The 22,212-nt window shown below is 55.4% G+C and carries 17 protein-coding genes and 1 riboswitch; of the genes, 2 read left to right on the top strand and 15 right to left on the bottom strand.

Annotated features, from left to right (window positions below; all coding sequences use genetic code 11):
- Positions 1-39: 39 nt before the first annotated feature.
- On the bottom strand, positions 40-7,074 hold the full coding sequence (locus tag JJB07_RS03265; protein ID WP_201631075.1) for a hybrid non-ribosomal peptide synthetase/type I polyketide synthase: 7,035 nt from the start codon (positions 7,072-7,074) through the stop codon (positions 40-42).
- 300 nt (positions 7,075-7,374) lie between these two features.
- Here JJB07_RS03265 and JJB07_RS03260 point away from each other — a divergent pair, with 300 nt between their 5' ends.
- Positions 7,375-8,910, top strand: a complete 1,536-nt coding sequence (locus tag JJB07_RS03260) for a glycine betaine uptake BCCT transporter (protein WP_201631073.1) — start codon at positions 7,375-7,377, stop codon at positions 8,908-8,910.
- A 59-nt stretch (positions 8,911-8,969) separates the two neighbouring features.
- On the opposite strand, the gene JJB07_RS03255 is transcribed toward JJB07_RS03260, so the two are convergent.
- The 12 genes from JJB07_RS03255 to JJB07_RS03200 form a co-directional block, all read right to left on the bottom strand.
- Positions 8,970-9,887, bottom strand: a complete 918-nt coding sequence (locus JJB07_RS03255; RefSeq protein ID WP_236587580.1) for an ABC transporter substrate-binding protein — start codon at positions 9,885-9,887, stop codon at positions 8,970-8,972.
- Positions 9,888-9,908: 21 nt separating this feature from the next.
- Positions 9,909-10,604: an ABC transporter permease gene (locus tag JJB07_RS03250; RefSeq protein ID WP_430727201.1), complete on the bottom strand. Its 696-nt coding sequence runs from the start codon at positions 10,602-10,604 to the stop codon at positions 9,909-9,911.
- Positions 10,555-11,700, bottom strand: coding sequence for an ABC transporter ATP-binding protein (locus tag JJB07_RS03245; RefSeq protein ID WP_347338312.1), 1,146 nt, complete (start codon positions 11,698-11,700; stop codon positions 10,555-10,557). Before JJB07_RS03245 ends, JJB07_RS03250 begins: the two co-directional genes overlap by 50 nt.
- Positions 11,701-11,863: 163 nt before the next feature.
- Positions 11,864-12,015, bottom strand: a riboswitch (cyclic di-AMP (ydaO/yuaA leader).
- Between the two features lie 55 nt (positions 12,016-12,070).
- On the bottom strand, positions 12,071-13,333 hold the full coding sequence (locus JJB07_RS03240) for a cation:proton antiporter (protein WP_201631069.1): 1,263 nt from the start codon (positions 13,331-13,333) through the stop codon (positions 12,071-12,073).
- A 187-nt stretch (positions 13,334-13,520) separates the two neighbouring features.
- Positions 13,521-14,681: a chromate transporter gene (locus JJB07_RS03235; protein ID WP_236587579.1), complete on the bottom strand. Its 1,161-nt coding sequence runs from the start codon at positions 14,679-14,681 to the stop codon at positions 13,521-13,523.
- 150 nt (positions 14,682-14,831) lie between these two features.
- Positions 14,832-15,434 carry a hypothetical protein gene (locus tag JJB07_RS03230; RefSeq protein ID WP_201631055.1) on the bottom strand — a complete coding sequence of 201 codons (603 nt, stop codon included), beginning with the start codon at positions 15,432-15,434 and terminating at the stop codon, positions 14,832-14,834.
- Between the two features lie 221 nt (positions 15,435-15,655).
- Complete coding sequence (locus JJB07_RS03225) at positions 15,656-17,452, bottom strand: ABC transporter ATP-binding protein (protein ID WP_201631053.1); 1,797 nt, start codon at positions 17,450-17,452, stop codon at positions 15,656-15,658.
- Between the two features lie 292 nt (positions 17,453-17,744).
- Positions 17,745-17,876, bottom strand: a complete 132-nt coding sequence (locus tag JJB07_RS03220; RefSeq protein ID WP_201631052.1) for an FDLD family class I lanthipeptide — start codon at positions 17,874-17,876, stop codon at positions 17,745-17,747.
- A gap of 188 nt (positions 17,877-18,064) precedes the next feature.
- Positions 18,065-18,487 (bottom strand): arsenate reductase (thioredoxin), encoded by a 423-nt coding sequence (gene arsC / locus JJB07_RS03215; protein WP_201631051.1) that lies wholly within the window; start codon positions 18,485-18,487, stop codon positions 18,065-18,067.
- 13 nt (positions 18,488-18,500) lie between these two features.
- Positions 18,501-18,953, bottom strand: a complete 453-nt coding sequence (locus JJB07_RS03210; protein WP_201631050.1) for an ArsI/CadI family heavy metal resistance metalloenzyme — start codon at positions 18,951-18,953, stop codon at positions 18,501-18,503.
- Between the two features lie 14 nt (positions 18,954-18,967).
- On the bottom strand, positions 18,968-19,291 hold the full coding sequence (locus JJB07_RS03205) for an ArsR/SmtB family transcription factor (RefSeq protein WP_201631049.1): 324 nt from the start codon (positions 19,289-19,291) through the stop codon (positions 18,968-18,970).
- An 82-nt stretch (positions 19,292-19,373) separates the two neighbouring features.
- Complete coding sequence (locus JJB07_RS03200; RefSeq protein WP_201631048.1) at positions 19,374-19,790, bottom strand: DUF1259 domain-containing protein; 417 nt, start codon at positions 19,788-19,790, stop codon at positions 19,374-19,376.
- A 103-nt stretch (positions 19,791-19,893) separates the two neighbouring features.
- Between JJB07_RS03200 and JJB07_RS03195 the strand changes: the two genes are divergently transcribed.
- The gene (locus JJB07_RS03195) at positions 19,894-20,052 is read left to right on the top strand and encodes a hypothetical protein (protein WP_201631047.1); all 159 of its coding nucleotides are present in this window, start codon (positions 19,894-19,896) and stop codon (positions 20,050-20,052) included.
- A gap of 87 nt (positions 20,053-20,139) precedes the next feature.
- On the opposite strand, the gene JJB07_RS03190 is transcribed toward JJB07_RS03195, so the two are convergent.
- Together JJB07_RS03190 and JJB07_RS03185 are read right to left on the bottom strand one after the other, a co-directional pair.
- Entirely contained in the window at positions 20,140-21,123 is a 984-nt protein-coding gene (locus JJB07_RS03190) for an aldo/keto reductase (RefSeq protein WP_201631045.1), read from the bottom strand.
- Between the two features lie 15 nt (positions 21,124-21,138).
- Positions 21,139-22,194 (bottom strand): NAD(P)-dependent alcohol dehydrogenase, encoded by a 1,056-nt coding sequence (locus JJB07_RS03185; protein WP_201631043.1) that lies wholly within the window; start codon positions 22,192-22,194, stop codon positions 21,139-21,141.
- Between the last annotated feature and the right edge of the window lie 18 nt (positions 22,195-22,212).

The raw sequence follows: 22,212 nt of genomic DNA, 5'->3' as shown, positions 1-22,212 counted from the left end.
TTATCACCCGCTTGTAAAAGATTCTATATCTTTACAAGTTTACAACTCACGGAGACGTTTTTGCAAATGTCGTGCGACGGCCTCGACGTTCGTTCCCGTCATGATGCTGTGGTGATTGCCGGGCACCTGCACCGCTTCGAATCTCCCGGAAACCAAGTCGCCCCAGCCCAATTCAGGTTCCCCGAACTGCTTGGCGAAACCGTCTTCGCCGCAGAAGAGCAAGAGATCTCCCTGATACGGCTGCGGTTGGTAGGTGCGCAGCGCTTCATCGTTTGCTCGGGTTACGGCGAGCAGGTTCCGAATTTGGTCTTCCCCGGTGCCAAGCGGCAGCAAGCCCTGTTTCTTGGCAGCTTCCAGCGCATGGAGCCAGTGTTCTTCGGTCGGAATCCCGCGCAATTGCTCCCAGTCCAACGACAACTTCGGAAGCAGGATGCCAAGCATCACCGCTTCGTCACTGAGCCAGCCTTTGCTTGCCATCTCGCCGTATTCGCCGTTTCGATAGAGGGGTTGTACGCTGAAATTCTGGGCACGGGAATCCAAGAGGGCCAGCAGGGCAACCTCTTCTCCCACTTGCCGCAATTGCTGAGCCATCTCATACGCAATGCATCCGCCCATCGAGTGCCCGACGAGCGTGTAGGGACCGACCGGCTGCTTCGATTTGATCAATTGAATGTAGTCGGTCGCCATGTCTTCAAATCGAGTGAAGGGAACTGCTTCCCCCTGCAACCCGCTCGACTGGATGCCGTAGACCGGCTGATCGGCTCCCAGATAACGGATCAGCTCAAAATAGCCTGTCGTATGCCCGCCATAGGGATGAATGCAGAAGATCGGCGCTTGCTTGCCCGTCGTTCGAATTCCCACCATGCGCGAACTTCCCGACGACTTGCCTCCCGCTCGCAACACTTGCGCCAACGCTTCGACCGTCGGGCTTTCGAGCAAGACTGCGTTGGAGAGCGAGGTGCCGAAGACCTGTTCCAGACGGATCATGACGCTCAGGGCGGACAGCGAGCTTCCCCCCAAGTCGAAGAAACTGTCGGTGACGCCGACTGGCGCCATGCCCAAGACTTCCTCGAACACTTTGACCAGTTCCAACTCCACCTCGTCCCGAGGCCCGATCACTTTCGGATCGGGGCGGTATTCGACTTGGGTCGGCTCGTACTCCGCTTCGGAAGTCGCGGCGACTTCGTCCATCCACTCCCCGTGCATCTGAGAAGTCGGACGAGCTTCCAACCAGTACCGATGGCGGTCGAAGGGATATACGGGCAACGCCACACGCCGCCGAGCTTCATGCGCGTACAGGTTCTCCCATTCGGGCGTAAGTCCCGCGATCCAGAGGCGGCCCAAGGTCATGAGCAATGTGGTGTAGTCAGAGGAATCCGAAGTCGTCGCAAGCGTCGGGGCGGCCAAGACCACGTTGTCTTTTTTCGGATGACGTTTCACGACCGAGGTGAACGCCTGACCCGGACCCACTTCCAAGACGATGCCTCCCGGTTCTTGCAACAAGGGATGGAGCCCGTCTGCAAAAAGCACCGTTTGACGCATGTGCCGAACCCAATGAGCCGGGTCGGTCGCTTCTTGCGGAGTGACCCACGTGCCGGTGACGTTCGTGACATAGGGAATCTTCGGTTCATGCAAATCGATTTCGCTGACGATAGCCGAGAACTCGTCCAGAATCGGGTCGAGCATCGAAGAATGGAAGGCATGTGAGGTTCGCACGTTTTGCCAACGCAAGCCCGCCTCTGTGAGTTCGTTTTGCAGAGCTTCCATTGCTTCGACCGTTCCCGCGAGCACGCACGCCTGCGGACCGTTGACCACCGCAAGATCGACACCTTTTTTCAAGAAAGGATGGAGTTGTTCAGGTGTGGACTCGACGGCAAGCATCGCACCGCCGGGCAGTTTTTGCACCAATTGCCCGCGAGCGGCGACCAGTTTGAGTGCATCGGGCAAGGTCATCACGCCCGCCAAGCAAGCCGCGACGTACTCCCCCAAGCTGTGTCCCATCATCGCTTGCGGGTGAACGCCCCACGTCATGAGCAAACGGGACAGCGCGTACTCGACGACGAACAGAGCAGGTTGTGTGATGGCGGTCTGGGCGAGTCGTGCCGCAGACTTCTCGACGTCCTGTTGCTCCGGATAGAGCACCGTGCGCAGATCAAGGCCCAGCAACGGATGCAGAAGTTCCGCACAAGCATCCACGCACTCGCGGAACTCGGGCTCCGATTCGTACAAGTCCCGTCCCATGTTCACTTTTTGCAACCCTTGACCGGGGAACAGGAAGACCACACGCGAGTTGGCGGTTGGCATCCCTACAGCGGTTTGGCGTTGGGATGGAGTCGCCAGAGCTTCCACCGCCCCGGAACGGCTGTCACAGACCACGGCTTGACGATGCGGAAAATGAGTTCGTCCCACTTGCAGGGTGTACGCGACATCCGCCAGATTCACATCGGTTTTTTCCCGCAAGTGTTGCTCCAAGTTGGCGGTCATCGCAGACAACGCACGCTCCGATTTCGCGGAGAGCATCAGCACGTGATGGGGACGACCGGAACTTGTGGTTGTTTGCTCCGGAGCTTCCTCCAAAATGACGTGGGCGTTGGTCCCGCCAATGCCAAAGGAAGAGACGGCCGCACGGCGGGGAGAGGTTCGGGAGCGATCCCACTTCGCCGGTTGGTTGTTCACGACAAACGGGGAGGTTTCCAAACTCAGTTTCGGGTTGGGCGTCTCGAAGTGGAGCGTGGGCGGAACGACGCCGTAATGCAGGGCGAGGGCTGCTTTGATCAAGCCTGTGACACCTGCCGCTGCGTCGAGATGCCCGACGTTGGTTTTTACCGAGCCGAGGAAGCAGTAGCCCTGATCTGCCGTGTACTTTCGATAGGTCTGCGTGAGGGCCGCCACTTCAATCGGGTCGCCCAGCGGCGTGCCCGTACCGTGCGCTTCGACGAAACCGATCGTGCGCGGATCTACGCCTGCACGTTGAAGCGCCTGTTCAATCGCATCAGCTTGCCCGTCCACGCTCGGGGCCGTATAGCCCACTTTCATGCTGCCGTCGTTGTTGATCGCCGAGCCTTTGATCACAGCCCAGACTGTATCTCCGTTGGCTTCTGCATCTGCGAGGCGTTTCAAGACCACGACAGCGCCGCCACTTCCGCGAACTGTGCCGCGAGCATCGGCATCAAACGCTCGGCAATGACCATCGGGGGATAAAATGTGCCCCTCCTGATAGAGATACCCCGTTCCATGCGGAACCTCGATGGATACGCCGCCCGCCATCGCCATGTCGCAATCTCCCTGAAGCAGTTGTTGGCAGGCGATGTGTACCGCGACCAACGACGTCGAACAAGCCGTTTGCACCGTCAGCGCCGGACCGCGCAAGTTCAGTTTGTACGCGAGGCGAGTGGACAGGAAATCTTTTTCATTCAAAATGGTCGTCTGGAAAAGCTCTGCGGCAGACTCCGGGTTGGTCTTGAGATGATGGAGCAGATAGCCCGGTCTTCCCGTGCCGCCATAGACGCCGATTCGGCCGGAGTAGGAGTGCGAGCTGTATCCCGCGTGCTCAAGCGCCTGCCAGCCCACTTCCAAGAACAAGCGTTGCTGCGGGTCCATCATCTGCGCCTCACGCGGAGGGAAGCCGAAGAACGGTGCGTCGAACATCTCCACGCCGTCCAAGGTGCCCTTGCGCTTCACATACCGAGGGTCTTGAAAAAGGGTTGGGTCAACGCCCGCCGCCACCAATTGCTTCTCCGACAAGTCTCTAACGGACTCTACACCTGCGACCAAGTTGTTCCAGAATTCATCGACGTTGTCGGCGCCCGGAAAACGGCCTGCCATGCCGATGATGGCGATGTCGGTGTCGGTGGGGCTGGGTGTGGATTTTTTTTGCATCGTTGTCTGTTTGCTTTCCGTGTTTTGCGTGGTGCGCAAATGATTGGCAAGCGAACGGATCGTGGGAAAACGGAACAGGTCCATCGTGGGGACGGAGAGGCCCAGATCTTCTTTTATCCGCACCTCGATTTGCACGATGCTGAGAGAATGACCTCCGACCTCGAAGAAATTGTCGTCGATCCCCACGGCGCTAAGTCCGAGAACGTCCTGCCAGATGTCGGAAATTTGTTGCTCCAGCGGGTCTTGCGGCAAGATCGTGTTGCTCGCAGCCTTGCGCTCCGTCGGGGCCGGCAGGGCCTTGCGGTCAATCTTGCCATTGGGAGTCAGGGGCCATTTTTCTAGGAAGATAAAAGCGGACGGGACCATGAAGTCAGGCAGTTTGCTTTGTACGTAGGCTTTTACGTCTGCCACGCTACTTCCTGTCACATCGTGCGAGATGGCGTAGGCGACCAGACGTTGGTCGCCGTTTTTCTCCGTGCGTGCCACGACGAGCGCTTCACGAATGCCTGTGTACTCCGCGATGACCGATTCCAGCTCACCCAGTTCGATGCGGAACCCGCGAATTTTTACCTGATGGTCGAGACGTCCCAAGAACTCCAAGCGACCGTCCGGAAGCCAACGGGCCAAGTCGCCCGTTTTGTACATGCGCTCCCCCGGTTGCCCGAAGGGATCGGGGAGGAAGCGTTCTGCGGTGAGGTCCGGGCGGCCGAGATAGCCGCGGGCAAGACCTACCCCGGCGATATACATCTCCCCTGCGACACCCAGTGCCGTGGGTTGCCCGAATGTGTCGAGAATATACACTTTGGCGTTTGCGATGGGACGACCGATGGTCACGCGATCCGTATCCGGGTGCAGGTGAGCAAACGTCGCACCGACCGTGGCTTCTGTCGGCCCATATGCATTTACGAAACGACGACCTTCTGCCCAACGCTTCGCCAATTCCAAACTGCATGCCTCGCCTGCCGTTACCACCGTTTTCAGAGTCGGCACGTCTGCGGGCTGCAACAGAGCCAACACCGTGGGGGGCAATGTAACGACCGTAACGGCGTTCTCGTTGAGGGTCGCGACCAGCGCAGAACCCGGTATCACATCCGATTTGGGTGCCAAGCAGAGAGTTGCGCCCGCGCACAACGTCGTGAAAATTTCAGAAACAGACGCGTCGAAACTGAACGACGCAAACTGCAACACCCGACTGTCAGAATCAATCTCAAACGCTTCAATTTGTGCCAGCACGAGATTCGACAGCCCGCGATGTTCAAGCAGCACACCCTTCGGACGGCCTGTGGAACCGGACGTGTAGATGACGTAGGCGAGGTCGTCAGGCGTAGACCAGGATTCGAGGTTGTCTGTCGGCTCCTGTTCGAGGGCGGCGGAATCCCCATCCACGAAGACTTGTTGCACGCCCTCTGCCGGAAGTTGTCCGCGCAAAGACTCTTGAGTCAGAAGCAACCGGACTTCGGCGTCCTCTACCATGTAGGTCAAACGGTCTTGGGGATATGTCGGGTCCAGCGGCAAGTAGGCACCGCCCGCTTTCAAGATGGCGAGGACGCCGATGACCAATTCCGGTCGACGCTCCATGCTCAGGCCGACGAGTTGGCCTTTTTTCAAACCAAGGCGGCGCAAGTGGTGCGCCAATCGGTTGGCACGGCGATTGAGTTCGTCGTAGGAGATTTCTCGTCCCCCGAATCGCAGGGCCGGTGCATGCGGAGTGCGTGCCGCCCGCTCCTCAAACAGATGATGGGCACACCTCTCTGAAAAAGGGGCCTCGGTCGCATTCCACGCCGAGTACGCTTCGAGTTCACGAGTTGTCAGCATGGGCAGACGATCCAAACGTTCATGCGGGTTCTGTGCAGCGCCGACCAACAAGCCCTGATAATGATCCACCAGATACCCGATCGTCTCCCCGTTCCAAAGATCTGTGTTGTACCAACAAACCGCGCGCAAGGAACCGTCCACTTCCTCAACGACAAAGTCGAGATCAAACTTCACGCTGTGCTGTTCCAACGGGTACGATTCCAATTGAAGGCCGGATAGATCAATCTGTGCCCCGCCAAACCCCATTCGCGCAGCGGCAACTCCCTGCATGTGTGCGAGATGCGATTTTTGGTAGGTGAAGGCCACCTGAAACACAGGAGAGCGGCTGAGATCGCGCTGCAACCCCAGTCGCTCCACCAACAGCGGGAACGGGAAATCTTGATGCTCCTTGGCCCCGACTAAGACTTTTCGGACTTGAGTCAGGAACCGGGAGTAGGACATCTCGCCGTCAACTTGTGTACGCAGAGCACACGGACTCGCGAAGTACCCGAGAGTTCGCTCATACCCGACAGGCGGTCGTCCGAAGCGGGGCGAGCCGACGACGAGGTCCTCCTGTCCGGTGTATCGGTACAGCAAGACGTAAAACGTTGCCAGCAAGACTGTATAAAAAGTAACATCCTCCGACTTCGCAAGTTTGCGCAATTCCGTGGTGACTTCTCGGCTTAGCTCAAAGGGATAGCCCGCACCGTTATGAGTCTGTACCAGCGGTCTTGGACGGTCTGTCGGCAAATCCAAGACAGGCGGAGCGGCGAGTAGCGATTGCCAGTAGTCCCAATGCTCCGCTCCTCGGCTGTCTGCCAACATCTGATCTTGCCAAAGCACATAGTCTGTATAGGAAAGTCCGGTCGGCGGGAGGTCGGGTGACAGACCGGCAACCCGCGAACGATAGAGCATCCCCAACTCCTCCATCAAAACGATCAGCGTCCATGTGTCCGACGCGATGTGATGGCTGTTCAGGAGGAGGACGTGTTCGTTGTGGGAACGGGAAAAAAGATGAGCGCGGAAAACAGGCCCTTTTTCAAGATCAAAGGGAGCGTGTGTTTCTTCTATTAAATGGGAATGCAGTTGCTCCGTGTCCCAACCCGATGCGTCCACGAGTTGAAGGTGTGCTTCGCCCTCAGGGTGGATCACTTGGACAGGCTCTCCCTGACGAACTGCATACGTCGTGCGCATGATCGGGTGTCGAGCAACCAGATCCTGCATAGCTCCTTGCAAAGCGGTGATATCGAGCGTCGATGGAACGGTCCAAGCCATCGGCAGGCCGTATTCGGCTCCGCTTCGGTTCATGTTCCATAAAAACCACATCGCTCGCTGACCACGGGACAGTGCAGCGACAACGGGACTCACTTCCGTTTTTTTGCCTAAAATCCCAGTATTCATCACGTTTTCCCCCAAATTTGTCTACCTCAGCTACCCCGCCAAGTTAGTAACATTCTACTGATACAGACTCATTCTAGTGATACAAGTAGGGGCTGTCTAGCAAAATTTAATCCCTTGAATCCAGTTGTCCCGCCAATCAGGAAATGTAAGGCTGATTAGTAAATAAACTTCCAAGTGATGAATGCGCTTTAAATATGCGATGTACACGCAACGATCTCACATCGTCCTCTTCCATAATTCCTCGTTGATCTTCTACTTTTTGGAGACACTGTTACCATCCATACTTTCGGAGGGGTTCACATGGTCTTCTATGTCGCGATTGCCATCGTAGGATTATTTGTTATATGGGGTGCCGTTTTTCCCAGCCAGTTGTTGGACGTGGCCAATCAATTATTGGCGCTTACAACGGCGAAGTTCGGCTGGTTTTATTTGATTGCCACCGTGTTTGTGCTGGGCTTTTCCATCTATTTAGCGTTTAGCAAGTACGGCACCGTTCGACTTGGTCCGGATGATTCCGAGCCTGAGTTCTCCGACTTGACGTGGTTCGCCATGCTGTTTAGCGCCGGCATGGGGATCGGGTTGGTGTTTTGGGGCGTGGCAGAACCGATCGACCATTACGTGAACCCACCGCTTGGAACTCCCGGTAGCACGCCGGAAGCCGCGCGCGTTGCCATGCGCTACTCGTTTTTCCATTGGGGTCTCCAGCCTTGGGCGATCTACTCCATTCTCGGTTTGGTGCTTGCCTACTTCCAGTTCCGCAAAGGTGCGAAGGGGTTGATCAGTTCCACGTTCCTCCCGCTGCTTGGAGACCGTGTGAACGGACCCATCGGCAAAACCATCGACATCCTCGCGATCTTGGCCACTGTGTTCGGCGTTGCGACATCGCTTGGATTTGGAGCCTTGCAAATCAACGGCGGTTTGCATTCCGTCTTCAACTCTCCGATCTCTCCTGTGATGCAGATCGGGATCATGGTGGTTCTGTTGATTCTGTATCTGCTCTCTTCCACAACCGGTCTGGAAAAAGGAATCAAAGCACTCAGCAACCTCAACCTCTACGTGGCGTTTGCGCTGCTTCTGTTCACGCTCCTGCTCGGCCCGACTTCCTTTTTGTTTGACACCTTCACGACGACCCTTGGGGACTATCTGCAGAATCTCGTGCAGATGAGCTTGCGGCTGACCCCTTTTTCCGGCGGTACGTGGGTGGGCGACTGGACTTTGTTCTACTGGGCGTGGTGGATTGCGTGGGCCCCGTTTGTCGGCATGTTCATCGCGAGGGTTTCCAAAGGTCGAACGATCAAGGAATTTGTGATCGGTGTGATGTTGGTACCCAGTTTCATGAGTTTCGTTTGGTTTTCCGTTTTTGGCGGCACCGCGTTGCACTTTGAACTCTTCGAGCACTACGGGATCGCACAAGCCGTGCTACAGGACAATACGGCCGCCCTCTTCAGCACGCTCGCACACCTTCCCTTAGGGTATTGGGTATCGTTGTTGGCCACGCTCTTGATCGTGACGTTCTTCGTCACCTCCGCCGATTCGGCAACGTTCGTTCTCGGCATGCTCTCCTCCGAGGGGGACTTGAACCCGTCGAACAGAGTCAAAATCACATGGGGGGTCCTACAAGCCGCAATCGCTGTCGTGTTGTTGCTCAGCGGCGGGCTCCAAGCTTTGCAGACCGCTTCCATTGTGACTGCGCTCCCCTTCTCCATCATCATGTTGCTGATGTGCTACTCGATCCACAAAGCCCTGCGGGCTGAGTACAAAGAAATTTCGCGCCTCCGCAGAAAACGGGAACAAAAACTGGACGAGTTGATTCTCTTGCAAACGGAAGAAAGCTGACTTCCTCAAAAAAAAGAGGTGTACCCGCTCTGCATGTCGGGTACACCTCTTTGCTTGTCTTACTTTTTCACGAGCCCTTGCTCTTCCAACCAGTGTTCTGCAACGTCGCCGGCCTTTTTCTTCTCGATATCCACTTCGGCGTTCAGTTCCGCCATTTGCTTCTCGTCGATTTTTCCGGCCAGCTTGTTCAACACATCTCCGACTTCCGGGTGTTGCTTCAGCACTTCACTTCGCACGATCGGCGCAGCGTAGTACGGCGGGAAGAAATGCTGATCGTCTGCGAGCAGCACGAGGTTGTTTTTCGCCAATTGGCCGTCTGTGGTGAACGCGTCAATCGCTTGGACTTTTCCGGAGGTGAGCGCTTGGTACTTGAGTCCGGGGTCCATCGCTTTGACGTCTTTGAAGTTCAAGCCGTAGGTGCTCTTCATCCCCTTGAGGCCGTCGTCGCGGTCGAGGAATTCCTGCTCCGTGCCGAACACGATCTCGCCTTGGTGCGCTTTGAGATCGGAGACGGTTTTCAAGTTGTACTGTTTCGCCGTTTCCTGTGTGACGGCGATCGCGTACGTGTTGTTGAACCCGATGGGGTTCAGCCATTCGATTTTGTATTTGTCGGGGAACTCGTTTTTCACTTTTTGATAGACGGCGTCGGAGTCGCTCATCACTTTTTCTCCCATGATGTTCACGAGGCCCGTGCCGGTGTATTCGACGTAGACGTCGGCGCTGCCGCTCTTCATGGCGCTGAAACAGACGTCCGTGCCGCCGAGGTAGGATTTGGTTTTGACTTTGAGGTCGGTGTTTTTCTCCAACATCAGCCCGACCAAGTTCGCCATGATGTCTTGTTCCGTGAAGTTTTTGCCGACGACTGTGATTTCATCGGACGCTTTCGAACCGGTCACGGCGGAGCACCCCGTCACCAATCCGGCAAGCGAAACAGCGAGTGTACCTGCAAGCAAAGCTTTGATTGTTCCTTTTTTCAAAAAATCGTCCCCCTCGTAAAATTAGTTCAGTTCTTTTCGAATACGCAGACCTTTGGGCGTTGCCAAGCGGTCAATCCAAGCCAGAAGCAAGTCGAACACAATCGCCAGCACCGCCGCCGGAACGGCCCCTGCCAAGATAACGCCCGTATCGACCATCGAGATCCCGCGCAGGATCAAGTCGCCGAGGCCACCGGCCCCGATAAACGAAGCGAGCGTGGCCACGCCGATCGTCATGACCGTCGCGGTGCGAATACCGGCGAAGATCATCGGACGTGCGAGCGGCAGTTCCACCATTCTCAGCAATTGAAAACGCGTCATGCCCATGCCGCGTCCCGCTTCGAGAAGCGCCGAATCCACATCGAGAATGCCCGTGTAGGTATTGCGAAGGATCGGAAGCAGCGCATACGCGACCATCGCAATGATCGCCGGAACCGACCCAATGCCGAAGACGGGAATCATGAACCCAAGCAACGCAAGGCTCGGGATGGTTTGTAAGATGGAAACGAGTCCGAGAACTGCCCCTGCCAATTTACGATATCGAGTCAACAGAACGCCCAAGGGAATCGAAATCAAGATCGCCCAGAACAACGCGATCAACGAGAGCGTCATATGTTGCAGGCTCGACTCCAAGATGTCTGTCCAACGGTCAGCGAACGTCGTCAAAAGTTCATTCACCACTTGCAGCCGCCTCCTCCAGATAAGGTTTGGAAAGCACATCGACCAAGCAAGCGCGGGTTACGATCCCGACGAGTTTCCCCTCTCCGCTCACGACCGGTACGTGTCCGTAGGGTGCATCTTGCACCAACGTGATCGCATCCCACAGCGGAGTTTCGGGACGCAGGGTCGGTGCATCTGTGCGCATGACATCGGCGAGCGTCTTGGACTCCTCCGAATAGCGCTTGTAGATATCGGCCGTGTCGGCAATTCCGTGGTAGCGGCCGTCTTGATCGGCGACGAGAATCGCGGTGACCCGCTTGCGTTGCATGGTCTGCACCGCTTCGGCGAGGCCTTTGTAGCGGCTCATCTTGACCGGTTGAAGGAGCATCACGTCGGCGACGGTGAGCGCCGGTTTGGCCGCGAGACGTTTTTCCCCGATAAAACCACGTACAAAGTCGTTCACAGGATGGCGCAGAATGTGGTCAGGAGTGCCCTGCTGGATGACTTGACCGCCTTGCATGATGATGAGTTCATCGGCGATCTTCAGCGCCTCGTCCATGTCGTGCGTGACAAATACGATGGTTTTGTGGAGTTCTTGGTTTAAACGGATGAGTTCGTCTTGCAATTGTTCCCGCGTAATCGGGTCGAGCGCGGAAAACGGTTCGTCCATCAAGATGATGGGCGGATTCGCCATCAGCGCGCGTGCCACACCGACACGCTGCTGTTGGCCCCCCGACAATTCGGCGGGGTAGCGGTCACGATACGAGGCTGCATCAAGCCCGACCAGTTCCAGCAACTGATCAATCTTGGTCAGATCATGACCTTTTTTGCCATCGGTCAAACGCGGTACCAGTGAGATGTTCTCGGCGATCGTCATGTGTGGAAACAGACCGATCTGCTGGATCACATACCCGATGCGGCGGCGGAGCTCGGCGGAATTCTGCGCTTGAATGTCTTGGTTAAACACGCGGACTTCGCCTGAGGTGGACTCGATGAGGCGGTTGATCATCTTCATCGTGGTCGTCTTGCCGCACCCGGACGGTCCGACGAGCACGACGATGTTGCCCTGTGGGATCGACAAATTCAAGTTGTCGATCACCACGTTGTCCCCATACGATTTGGTGACATTGCGAAACTCGACTGCATTTCTTTTCACTTCAACATCCCCTCCCAATTGCTGGTGTACCAGGTTTGGCGGGGTCTTTTGGCTGTGAACATGCAAAAAGACCCTACCAAAAAACGATAGGGTCCGAAAAAAACTACGCAAAAAAGACCCCATCGGTTCTCATCGGGTCAATGTGTGTGAAACCTGCATGCAATTGACCCATCTCTACGCTGACGAGGTTAGCTGACGGGCTCGGGAAAGATGGTTCCCTACGAGCTTGGTATTCACCCAAGCAACGATGCGCCCCAGGAAATGTGGTTCCCCCGCTTCCCAATAGGAGTATCAGGAATTAAGCAATACCTTTAGGATAGACGACGATTGTGTTCATTGTATGTCCGTGAATAAAAAAAGAGCCACCTTTTCACAGGTGGCCTTTTTCGCGAACTTGCTGTTCCTCCAAAAGTCCCAGCTTTTTCGCGACGAACGGCGTCGTGCTGGCTTGCAAGAGCAACGTGAACAGAATCGCAACGAAAGCGATCGCCGACATCAGCTTCGCGTCTTCCAAGCCGGAGCTTCCGACGATCCCGACCAACGCGGCGGCGATGACGCCCGTTTCGCGCGTCCAGAACAGGAAGAGAATTTCGTTGCGTTTCCATTTCGCCCTGCGATCCGGCAGCAAGCAGCTCAGCACGGTGATCGGACGTGCGAGGAATACGAAGACCAAGACGACGAGCAGCCCTTGCAGTCCGTAATCCTGGAGAACGCTGAAATCGACTTGACTGCCCAGCAAGATGAAGATCAACATGCGCAACTTCAAGGACACCGCGTCGATGAACTCGTGAGCGGCGTGCTCTTGTTTGGGGAGGATGGTCAGTTTGAACGACTCCGCATTCCCGATCATCAACCCGGCGACGAACACGCTCATGAATCCGCTGGCATGAATCCACTCCGCACCCAAGTACGCGGCGAGCACCGTAATGACGATGACCATCGGGGCAAACTCCCGAAGCAGACCGCGGTCGTTCTCGGAGATTAGGAAAGCGGCGATCCATCCGACGATGGCGCCGACGACGATCCCGCCCAATGCGAGCTGTGCGAACTGCAACCCGATCGAGCCCCACTCGACGGCGGCTCCGGTCGTCATCAACAGCGAGAACACAACGGTCGCCATGATCGCCCCGGTCGCATCGGTAAACGCCGACTCCGTGATGACCGTCTGGCTGACTTTGCGACGCACGGGAAACTTTTGAAAGATCGGCACGAGAGCCGCCGGGTCTGTGGAAGCCAAGATTGACCCGAGCAACAGCGCCGGCATAAACGACATGTCGAAAATCCAGACTGCGGCGACGGCGACCACGAGAGCCGTCACGACAACCCCGAGTGTTGAAAGCAACGTGATCGTCCGCCAGACTTCCTTGAGCACGGACAGGCGCGTAATCATGCCGCCGTGGAAGAGGATGAACGACGCCCCGAACAGGAGAATCGCTTGATTGGCGGTCGATTCGGATCGGATGTCCACCAGATCCAATACGGATGGCGAGAGCAACATCCCGATGAGGATGAACAGCACCACGTCCGGGATGCGCAGCTTTTCGGAGAGCTTCCCGCCAAGCGTCCCTACGAAGAAGACAAGTAAGATTGCCGTTAAAAAGGTTTGAGCGAGTTCGACAGCATGAGAATGCATGAATACCTCCTGCGAGCACGGTTTATATACTCAATTTTACCACACCGCTTCTGAGGTCTAGGGTGCCCCAAAGACGGGTAGCGTCTCTTAGCTAACCCTCGATTCGTTTTTCTGCCGTAGTCTCGCCGCGTGCTCTAGGGACAATCGTGAAAAATCAAGTTCTTCCTTCCTATTAAAAGGGGAGCTTCTAGTACAAGAGGCTCCCAATCCCACCACACACGAGGACTACCACCCACGCGGGTACTTTCCAAAAAACCAACAACCCGAATGTCAACAACGCCAACGCCACGTCTATCGGTTCTCGGATCGCCTTGGTCCAGACCGGATTGTACAAGGCAGCGAGCAGAATGCCGACCACCGCTGCGTTGATTCCATTCAACACCGCTTGAACCTTCGGCATCCCCCGCAGAGTCGACCAAAACGGCAGAGAGCCACCCACCAGCAAGAACGACGGGAGAAAAATGGCGACCGTGGCGATCACGGCCCCTTTCCAACCTGCCAGAATTGCACCTATGTATGAGGCGAACGTAAACAGCGGCCCCGGCACGGCCTGCGCCGCTCCATACCCGGCTAGAAATTGCGTTTCGGTTATCCAACCTGTTGGAACCACTTCCGCTTGCAGCATAGGCAACACGACGTGCCCGCCGCCAAATACCAGGGAACCAACTCTGAAAAAGCTATCGAACTCCGCAAGCAAAGGAGATGTAGGACGAACCCACGGCAAACCCAGCAAGCATGCGGCAAGTAGGAGCAAGCAAAGCACGGCCCCGCGTTTTGAGAGATGCAGAGGTGCCTCTTGGACATTGACTACGGACGGCTTAGCCAACCACGTCCATCCAATCAAACCGGCGGCAAGGATCAGTAGGATTTGAACCAGTGCGGAAGGCCAGAGCAGCGTCACAATCGCTGCGCAGACGGCAAGCGTTGCTCGTGGACGATCCGGGGTCAGAGATTTCGCCATCCCCCAGACGGCCTGTGCCACGATCGCCACAGCTGCGACCAACAACCCGTGGAGCCAACTCGGTTCACCTGCATCCATTCCTTGTAGAAGCCATGCAAATACAGCTAAGAGGATCGCGGACGGCATCGTAAATCCAATCCACGAAGCCACGCCCCCCAACCATCCAGCCCTCATCATGCCGATGGCGATCCCCACCTGACTACTCGCAGGTCCCGGTAGGACTTGACACAGTGCCACCAAATCGGCAAAGGCTCGCTCATCGAGCCACTTTCGCTTCTCCACGTACTCCGCTCGGAAGTACCCTAAGTGAGCAACAGGTCCTCCAAATGAGGTCAGACCCAGTTTGAATGAGACTCGTAATACTTCAAATAAGGCGGGAACGTTCATAGAGGGGATTTCCTTTCTCTTCATCCTCGATTTCCGTAGGCTTATCCATATTGTATCGATTCGTACTTGCTCTGGAAACCCTAAGCAGGAACTATGACTCTCTCGGTGCTCTTGAAAAAAAGGAGCTTCCGTAATGGGAAGCTCCTTTTTTCAGGTGAACATCGGTTTCTTCGTCGCCGCGGCCCGCTCATCGAGATCGAGCAGTACGTGGTAGCCGATCCCCGGGCATTGGTACGGCAGGTCGAGTCTCGGCTTGTTCTGTTCATCAAAGAAATAGCCGGCTCCGAGGTTGTCCTCATCGTCGATCACCAACATGGGATTCTCGATCAGATACTGGCGCACGGCAGGCGAGTGAACATTCGCCTGTACCAGCAAGCGCTTGTCATGAAAATGGTTCGGCGGCAGAATCGCTTCGGTCGCGAACCTTTTTTTGTACTGGAACGTCCCCTTGGTCAAAAACGGCTCGCAGCCTTGGAAGTCGACCACGTCGATGTTCCCGACGTTCGAGGCCCAATGGAGGATCGCGTGGTACACGAAGTTCTGCGCGCCGTTGGTCCGGTAGAGATCGTCCCCGTTGCGCACGCCGATCAGACGGGCGTTCAACCAGTTTTTACTCGGATCAAGCTGAGAGACGCTGCGAGCGAACTCCCCATAGCGGGAGTTCATGGTCGGCTTGTGCATCGTTTCGTAAAACTGGTGAAAATCTTCATCCTCATGGGTGACAAAATAGTCGAAGCCTTCTTGCTTGCGCATTTAAACGGGGTGAACATATTGCTGAGTAAGTTGGTGAAAAAATTCAATCCCACCGCACAAGTTCAACCCCAGCCCCGAGCCTCCGGGCTGTCCGACCTTATACTTGATAATACACACCGCAATGTTATAAAATTCAATAAAGCAACACCCGTTTCCAAGTGAACGGGTGTTGCTTTTTTTAGGACATTAGCGGCAGCCTCGATTTGTTCCAAGCTGCTTCCTTACGCTTTCACCTCATAGAGATTCGTTTGCACGTTATACATTTCGGCATATTGCCCGTCGAGCGCCATCAGTTCGTCGTGCGTCCCCTGCTCGATGACTTGTCCGCCGTCCATCACCAAAATCCGATCGGCAAACCGTGCAGAAGCGAGTCGGTGCGCAATGTAAATTCCCAATCGATCGCGCAACAGGTCGCGGATGCGCTCAAACATTTCAAACTCCGCGATCGGGTCGAGCGCCGAATTCGGCTCGTCCAAGACATACAGATCGGCGTTGCGGATGAAGGCGCGCGCGATGGCGATCCGTTGCCACTGACCGCCCGACAACTGCTCACCTTTGACGACCCAGCGTCCGAGTTCGGTATCCAATTGATGCGGCAAGTTGCGGACAAACGACCCGATGCCCGTTTTCTCGCTCGCCTCCCAGATCTTCTCGTCGTCCTCGATGGTTTCCGTATTGCCAAGCCCGATGTTGTGGCGCAGCGTCATCTCATAATGGACATAGTCTTGGAAGACGACGCCGATGCGCTTTTGCAACTGCTCGACATCCAATGTGCGCACCGACTCTCCGTTGACCAGAATCTCGCCGTCATACCCGGCGTAGAGTTGAGTGATGAGTTTGGCGAGCGTCGTTTTCCCCGAACCGTTTCGCCCGACGATTGCGATGCACTGCCCCCGCTGCAAGCTGAAACTCACGTTGTGCAACACCTCGCGCTCCGTCCCCGGATAGCAAAAGGAAACATCTCGAAACTCGAACGTCTCGATCCGCTCGACGTCTTGCACCCCGCTTAACAGCTTCGGTTCGACAGTCGGCAACGCGAGAAACACAAACAACTGCTCGATGTACAAGTTGTGCTGACAGATCGCCAAGATGTTCGAAAACACGCTCTGCGCGCTGGTTTGGGTCAGCGAAATCCCTTGCACATAGCTGTACAGGTTGCCGACGCCGAACACATTGCGCATCGCTTCCCGCACGGCGAGGTAGATCACGCTGATGAGCGCCACCAGATTCAGCGTTTCGCTGGCGGCCGACCAGTTCAGTCGTTTCTTGGCGATCTTCTGGTCGACGATATAGAAGTCGCGGTAGATGGCTTTAAACTTGGTTAGGAAGAACTCGCCCAATTGAAACAGTCGGATCTCCTTGAACGTTTTGTCGAAGGTGAGCAGATGGGTGTAATACCACGCTTCCCGTTGCTTCGCCGCCCGCTCGTAGACGATCTTGAACTGCTCTTGGTTGATCCGCAGACTCGTGTAGAACGAGATCCCCGTCGTCAAGGCAACCACCAGCACCGCCCACCACTTCCACGAGATCAACAGCACCACCGCACCTACGAAGGTGACAACGTTGTTGATGACGTTCAGCATCTGGGTGAACATCTGATACGGGCGATACATCGCTTCTTGTTGCACCCGTTTCAGTTGCTCCTGCACGTCTGTATTTTCGATGTCGGCCAAGCTGAGTTGGGTCGTTTTTTCGATGATTTTTTCCTGTACCGCGTTGGCGACCAACTGCTGGAACAGTCCTTCATAGTAGGATTGGGCGATGGTCAAGGCCTGCTTGAACACCAAGATCCCGACATACCAGCCCATTGCGGCCAGCGCTTGTCCGGCTATAACCCCGTCGATCAACTTCTTCGTCGCGACGAGCGTCACGATCGGCGTCACCCCGAGCAAGAGATAGATCAGGACGACCCGCATCAGATAGCTGGGATTCGCTCTCCAGATCAGGGCGAACAGATTGCGCCAGTGCCGGAACGATTGCAGAACCTCTTTTATACCGATCTGTTCGTTTTCGTTCATTGTGTTCCCCTCCGAAAATGTTTCATCGCCTGCAGCGCATGGCGAGTCAGAATGTACGTCGTTTGTTCTTGCTTGAGATCTGCAGAGCCGATGCAGCTGCGAAACGTCCGTGCGCGACACCCGAAAACAGACCAAACGGTGTCGATCTCGTTTCCAATTGGGGAAGCGACGCAAGCAGAGAGGTGGAAGCTACGGCAATCGCTTCGCGGATCATCGGATCTTGGGCATAGCGAGAAAATTCTAATAATACAAAGCCATCACCCGTCTCAAACGGGTAATGGCAGAGGTATCCTTACATCTGGTTGAGCCAGCAGCTGCTGTCGGTGCCGATCGAGCAGAAGCAAGACGTCGTCCAAGCAGCGTTTACAGTGCCCGCCGATTTGGTCGATTGTACTTGCACGTCGAGATCAAACATTTTTTCCATGGGAAACTACCTCCTTTAGAGTTTGAGTATCCAAGGATGTATGTCTCAGTTAGTAGTTCAGTTATAACATAATTGTAGAGTGTAATTCAAGAGATTCATAAATATAATTTCATAATATTCAAACGTTGTTGTGCCAAAGCGAAAAGGGCGCAGCTGATGAGCTGTGCCCTTTTTTGACATGCCGTGCTTTATTGATTCAAGGCAAAACGCTTGATGCGTGCTTCGATGTCGTCTCGTACTCGTTGAAACACGGCCCACTTCTCTTCGTCAGTCCCGGTTGCTTTCGCCGGATCATCGAAGCCCCAATGAGCACGGTTGACATGCGGCGGAGTCATCGGGCACTTGTCGTTGGCATCGCCGCAGAGGGTGACTACGTAGTCCGCTTTGTTCAAGAGCTCCGGGTTGATGATGTCGGACGTCTGCCCGGAGATGTCGATGCCCTGTTCGGCCATCACTTTGACAGCGTTCGGGTTCAGTCCATGCGCTTCAATCCCCGCGCTGTAGACGTCAAAGTGATCGCCGAGGTGCTTTTTCCCGAAGCCTTCCGCCATTTGACTGCGGCAGGAGTTGCCGGTACAGAGGAAATAGATGATTTTTTTGTTGTCTGTCATGGAGAGCCCTCCGTTAGTCGAGGTTGATGAGTTCCACAGGAGCCGGTGCACAGCAGACACCTGCTACTGCCGCTTCTCCCGCAGATTCAAATTCGGAGTCTTCCCGCGTGTAGAACACTTCCCATGCGTTGCCCTCCGGATCGGAAACCCAAATTTTGTCTTGCACCGCATAACAGCATGTCGTGTTCATTTCATCGATCGTGACGAGCCCGGCTTCTTGGAACCGCGATTTCATGGCGTGAACGGCTTCGGTGTTCTCCACTTGGAAGCCAAGATGATTCAGGGCTCCGTTTTTCTCATACGGACGCACGTTCATGGAGAAGTGAAGCGGCGGGTTGTTCAACTCAAATTTCGCGTAGTTCTCTTTGACCTTCGTCGGTTCTGCACCGAACATCGCGCGGTAAAACGCAAGGCAAGCTTCCAAATCTGTCACGTTGATCGCGACGTGCATACGGAATGTAGTCATGATTGTCATCCTCCTTACCTACAGCAGACTTTGAGGCCATTTTGCTTGAGTTCTTCGATTTTCGAGCTCAAGTCAGGCAAGACTTTCAAGTTATCTTCAAAGAACGGATACGAAGAACCGTCCAAGGAATAGAATACCCACTGACCTTCTTTGCGTTCCTTGACCAGTTTTGCAGTCTTGAGCTTTCGAAGGTGTTGAGAGACAGCCGGTTGCGTCATCTGCAAGATCTCAACCAATTCGCATACGCATAGCTCTTCGGTCCGAAGCAAGGCAAGGATGCGCAATCTCGTTTTGTCTGCGAAGGCTTTGAAACACTCCTCCAGAACCTCAATCTCCATCTAATCACCTCATCGTTATATAATCATTTGCTTATAACTTTGTCAAACAAAAGACGACCTACACAGGCCGTCTTTCGTTTACTTACTTCAGAACGCGGAATGCCTCTCTGACCTTCCGCGCAAAGTTCAGCGGCTGGTCGATGGACTCGAAGTGCATGTACATCAAGCGGGGGTTCTCAAACAGCCAGTGATTGTGCAGGGCGGTCACGGTGATGCCGCGTTTTTTCAGTTCGCGCATCAACGGGTTCGCTTCGCTCTGCAGCAGGACAGTCTCCCCCAGATTGAGGGTTCGTCCACGGTTGTCCATTTTTTCAAAAGAAAATGCAGCCGGCAGTGCCAACGGCGATTCCGTGCGACGGCCAAGAATTGTTGCCGGGATCACACGACCAAATTGTGCGGTGCAAATACCGTTGATCACAATCGGCGTTCCGCCCAGAATCCGTGCAAATTGGCGGCACAAACGGTTGGGTCGCCCGATTCGGATCTGTACTCGTTTCATTTCTTACACCTCCCTCCCCATGAATTTGGAATAGCATATGCCATGAACGGAGCTGAGGTATCGGCATATTCACGAGGTATAAGCAAAGGGGGTGGTAGCGAGTATGATCAGCCTACGACTAGATCGTCACCGGCACGGGTCCTGCGGGAGCCGTGCTTGCGAAGACATCTGCGAACGCAAAAACGGCAACCAAGATCGGTTGCCGTTTTTTTGTGCGCACTTACATCTCGGAGCCGGTTCTGTCGTGCCTGTGTACCGATGATGCGGCACCAGTTTGATACTCCTGAGAATATGCAGGGTCTCTTACAAGGGGAAGGACGCTTGTACCAAGTTCCTTTTCTCGTGATGGTTAGCTCCAAATCGGCAGCAGCGTTTCCCCGCGGTCGGTTGCAGGTTGCGGAGGTGCCGAAAGGGACGAGATTTCATCCCGCCATTCGGGAGTCATGTCCACATCCACAGCAGCCAGCGAATCCTCCAACTGTTCCACATGTCTTGCCCCGATGATCGGGGCTGTGACCGCCGGATGGGACATCGCCCATGCAACTGCAAGCGTGGCCGGGTTGATGCCGTGTTCTGCGGCATAGGCGCTGAATCGTTCCGCTACCACATAGTTCGTCTCATCGGCATAGCGGTCGGTGTATCGTTTTTCTTCCACGAGTCGTCCTTGCTCGGGTCGTTTGTTCACGCCGTATTTGCCGGTCAAAAGTCCGGCTCCCAAGGGACTGTAGGAGATCACACCGACCTGTTCGGAAGCGGCGAGCGGCAGAATTTCCACTTCGGCTTGGCGCTTCACCAAACTGTACATCGGTTGGATCAATTCAAAGCGGGCCAGTTGTTCCTTCGCCGAGATCCCCAAGGCTTTGGCGATTTGCCATGCCGCCCAGTTGCTGACCGCCGGGTGGAGGATCTTGCCTTGTGCTTGCAGGTCGTCCAACGCACGGAGCGTTTCTTCCATCGGAGTGTGGTCATCGAACATATGCACGAAGTAAAAATCCAAGCGGTCGGTCTTCAACCGACGCAAACTGTTTTCCACTTCCAGCATGATGTGACGGCGGGAGAGGCCCTTGGCGTTGATGTCAGCGCAAGTCGGGTAATAGACTTTGGAAGCGAGGACGATCTCATCCCGGCAATCCGCGATGCACTCGCCGAGGATTTCTTCCGACCGACCCATGCTGTACACGTTCGCCGTATCGAAAAAATTGATGCCCGCTTCCCGACAACGCTTGAACATCGCTTTCGAGGTTTCCGCATCGGCATTCCCGCCAAACGACATCGTGCCAAAACACAAACTGGAGACCTGTATGCCGGTCTTGCCTACAGTCCGGTATTCCATTTGGAACTCTCCTCCTTACAAAGTCGAGACATCAATCACGAAGCGGTACCGCACATCGCTCTGGAGAACACGCTGATACGCTTCGTCGACATGGTCGGCGCTGATGACTTCAATTTGCGGGGCAATGCCGTGCTCAGCGGCAAAGTCCAGCATCTCTTGCGTTTCCCGAATCCCGCCGACGAGCGAACCGGCGATGCTGCGGCGGCCCATGATCAAGGAAAACACATGGTACTTGTCCGGCTCGGCCGGTGCGCCGACGTTGACGAGCGTTCCGTCGATGTGCAGCAGCGACAAGTACGCGTCCACATCGAGATTCGCCGACACGGTGTTCAAGATGAGGTCAAAACGGCCCGCCAGCTCCGTGAAGGTTGCGGGATCGCCGGTTGCAAAGTAATGATCTGCGCCAAAGCTCAGGGCTTCGTCTTTTTTATTCAGAGAGCGGCTGAGGACAGTCACTTCTGCACCCAGCGCATGTGCAAATTGGATCGCGAGGTGGCCAAGCCCGCCCATGCCCACGATGGCGACTTTCTTGCCGGGGCCGGCGTTCCAGTGTTTCAGCGGGGAATACGTGGTGATGCCTGCGCACAGAAGCGGACTTGCCACGTCCAGAGACAGCGCATCCGGAATGCGGACGACGAAGCCTTCCGTGACGACGATTTTTTGGCTGTATCCGCCGTAAGTGGGGTTGCCGTCGTAATCCAGGGCGTTGTAGGTGGAGACGACGCCTTTTTTGCAGTATTGTTCTTCCCCGCTGAGGCAGTATTCGCACTCGCCGCAGGAATCTACAAAGCATCCAACTCCGACGCGGTCACCGAGAGCAAATTTGGTCACTTCCGAACCGACTGCCGCCACGACGCCGGCGATTTCGTGGCCCGGAACCATCGGGAAAACGCCGCCGCCCCATTCATCGAAGGCGCTGTGAATGTCGGAGTGGCAGATGCCGCTGAATTGAATGTCGATCAAGATATCGTGCGGACGCAAAGCTCTTCGCTCCAACGTGGTACGTTCAAACGGTGCTTTTGCACTCGCAACGCTCAGAACTCGGGTAGATGTCGTATGAGTTTGGCACATGTGATGTTCTCTCCTCCT

Origin of the sequence: Tumebacillus amylolyticus (assembly GCF_016722965.1) — a bacterium.
GTDB lineage: Bacteria > Bacillota > Bacilli > Tumebacillales > Tumebacillaceae > Tumebacillus > Tumebacillus amylolyticus.
This window is presented reverse-complemented; position numbering and strand designations above follow the sequence as displayed.

Coding starts and splice junctions, on each gene's coding strand:
- JJB07_RS03235 (WP_236587579.1), bottom strand. CDS start 14,681: ATGAACGTTCCCGCCTTATTTGAAGTATTACGAGTCTCATTCAAACTG.
- JJB07_RS03225 (WP_201631053.1), bottom strand. CDS start 17,452: ATGAACGAAAACGAACAGATCGGTATAAAAGAGGTTCTGCAATCGTTC.
- JJB07_RS03190 (WP_201631045.1), bottom strand. CDS start 21,123: ATGGAATACCGGACTGTAGGCAAGACCGGCATACAGGTCTCCAGTTTG.
- JJB07_RS03185 (WP_201631043.1), bottom strand. CDS start 22,194: ATGTGCCAAACTCATACGACATCTACCCGAGTTCTGAGCGTTGCGAGT.
- JJB07_RS03230 (WP_201631055.1), bottom strand. CDS start 15,434: ATGCGCAAGCAAGAAGGCTTCGACTATTTTGTCACCCATGAGGATGAA.
- JJB07_RS03210 (WP_201631050.1), bottom strand. CDS start 18,953: ATGACTACATTCCGTATGCACGTCGCGATCAACGTGACAGATTTGGAA.
- JJB07_RS03250 (WP_430727201.1), bottom strand. CDS start 10,604: ATGTGCTTTCCAAACCTTATCTGGAGGAGGCGGCTGCAAGTGGTGAAT.
- JJB07_RS03195 (WP_201631047.1), top strand. CDS start 19,894: ATGATCAGCCTACGACTAGATCGTCACCGGCACGGGTCCTGCGGGAGC.
- JJB07_RS03265 (WP_201631075.1), bottom strand. CDS start 7,074: ATGAATACTGGGATTTTAGGCAAAAAAACGGAAGTGAGTCCCGTTGTC.
- JJB07_RS03240 (WP_201631069.1), bottom strand. CDS start 13,333: ATGCATTCTCATGCTGTCGAACTCGCTCAAACCTTTTTAACGGCAATC.
- JJB07_RS03200 (WP_201631048.1), bottom strand. CDS start 19,790: ATGAAACGAGTACAGATCCGAATCGGGCGACCCAACCGTTTGTGCCGC.
- JJB07_RS03260 (WP_201631073.1), top strand. CDS start 7,375: ATGGTCTTCTATGTCGCGATTGCCATCGTAGGATTATTTGTTATATGG.
- JJB07_RS03205 (WP_201631049.1), bottom strand. CDS start 19,291: ATGGAGATTGAGGTTCTGGAGGAGTGTTTCAAAGCCTTCGCAGACAAA.
- JJB07_RS03220 (WP_201631052.1), bottom strand. CDS start 17,876: ATGGAAAAAATGTTTGATCTCGACGTGCAAGTACAATCGACCAAATCG.
- arsC (WP_201631051.1), bottom strand. CDS start 18,487: ATGACAGACAACAAAAAAATCATCTATTTCCTCTGTACCGGCAACTCC.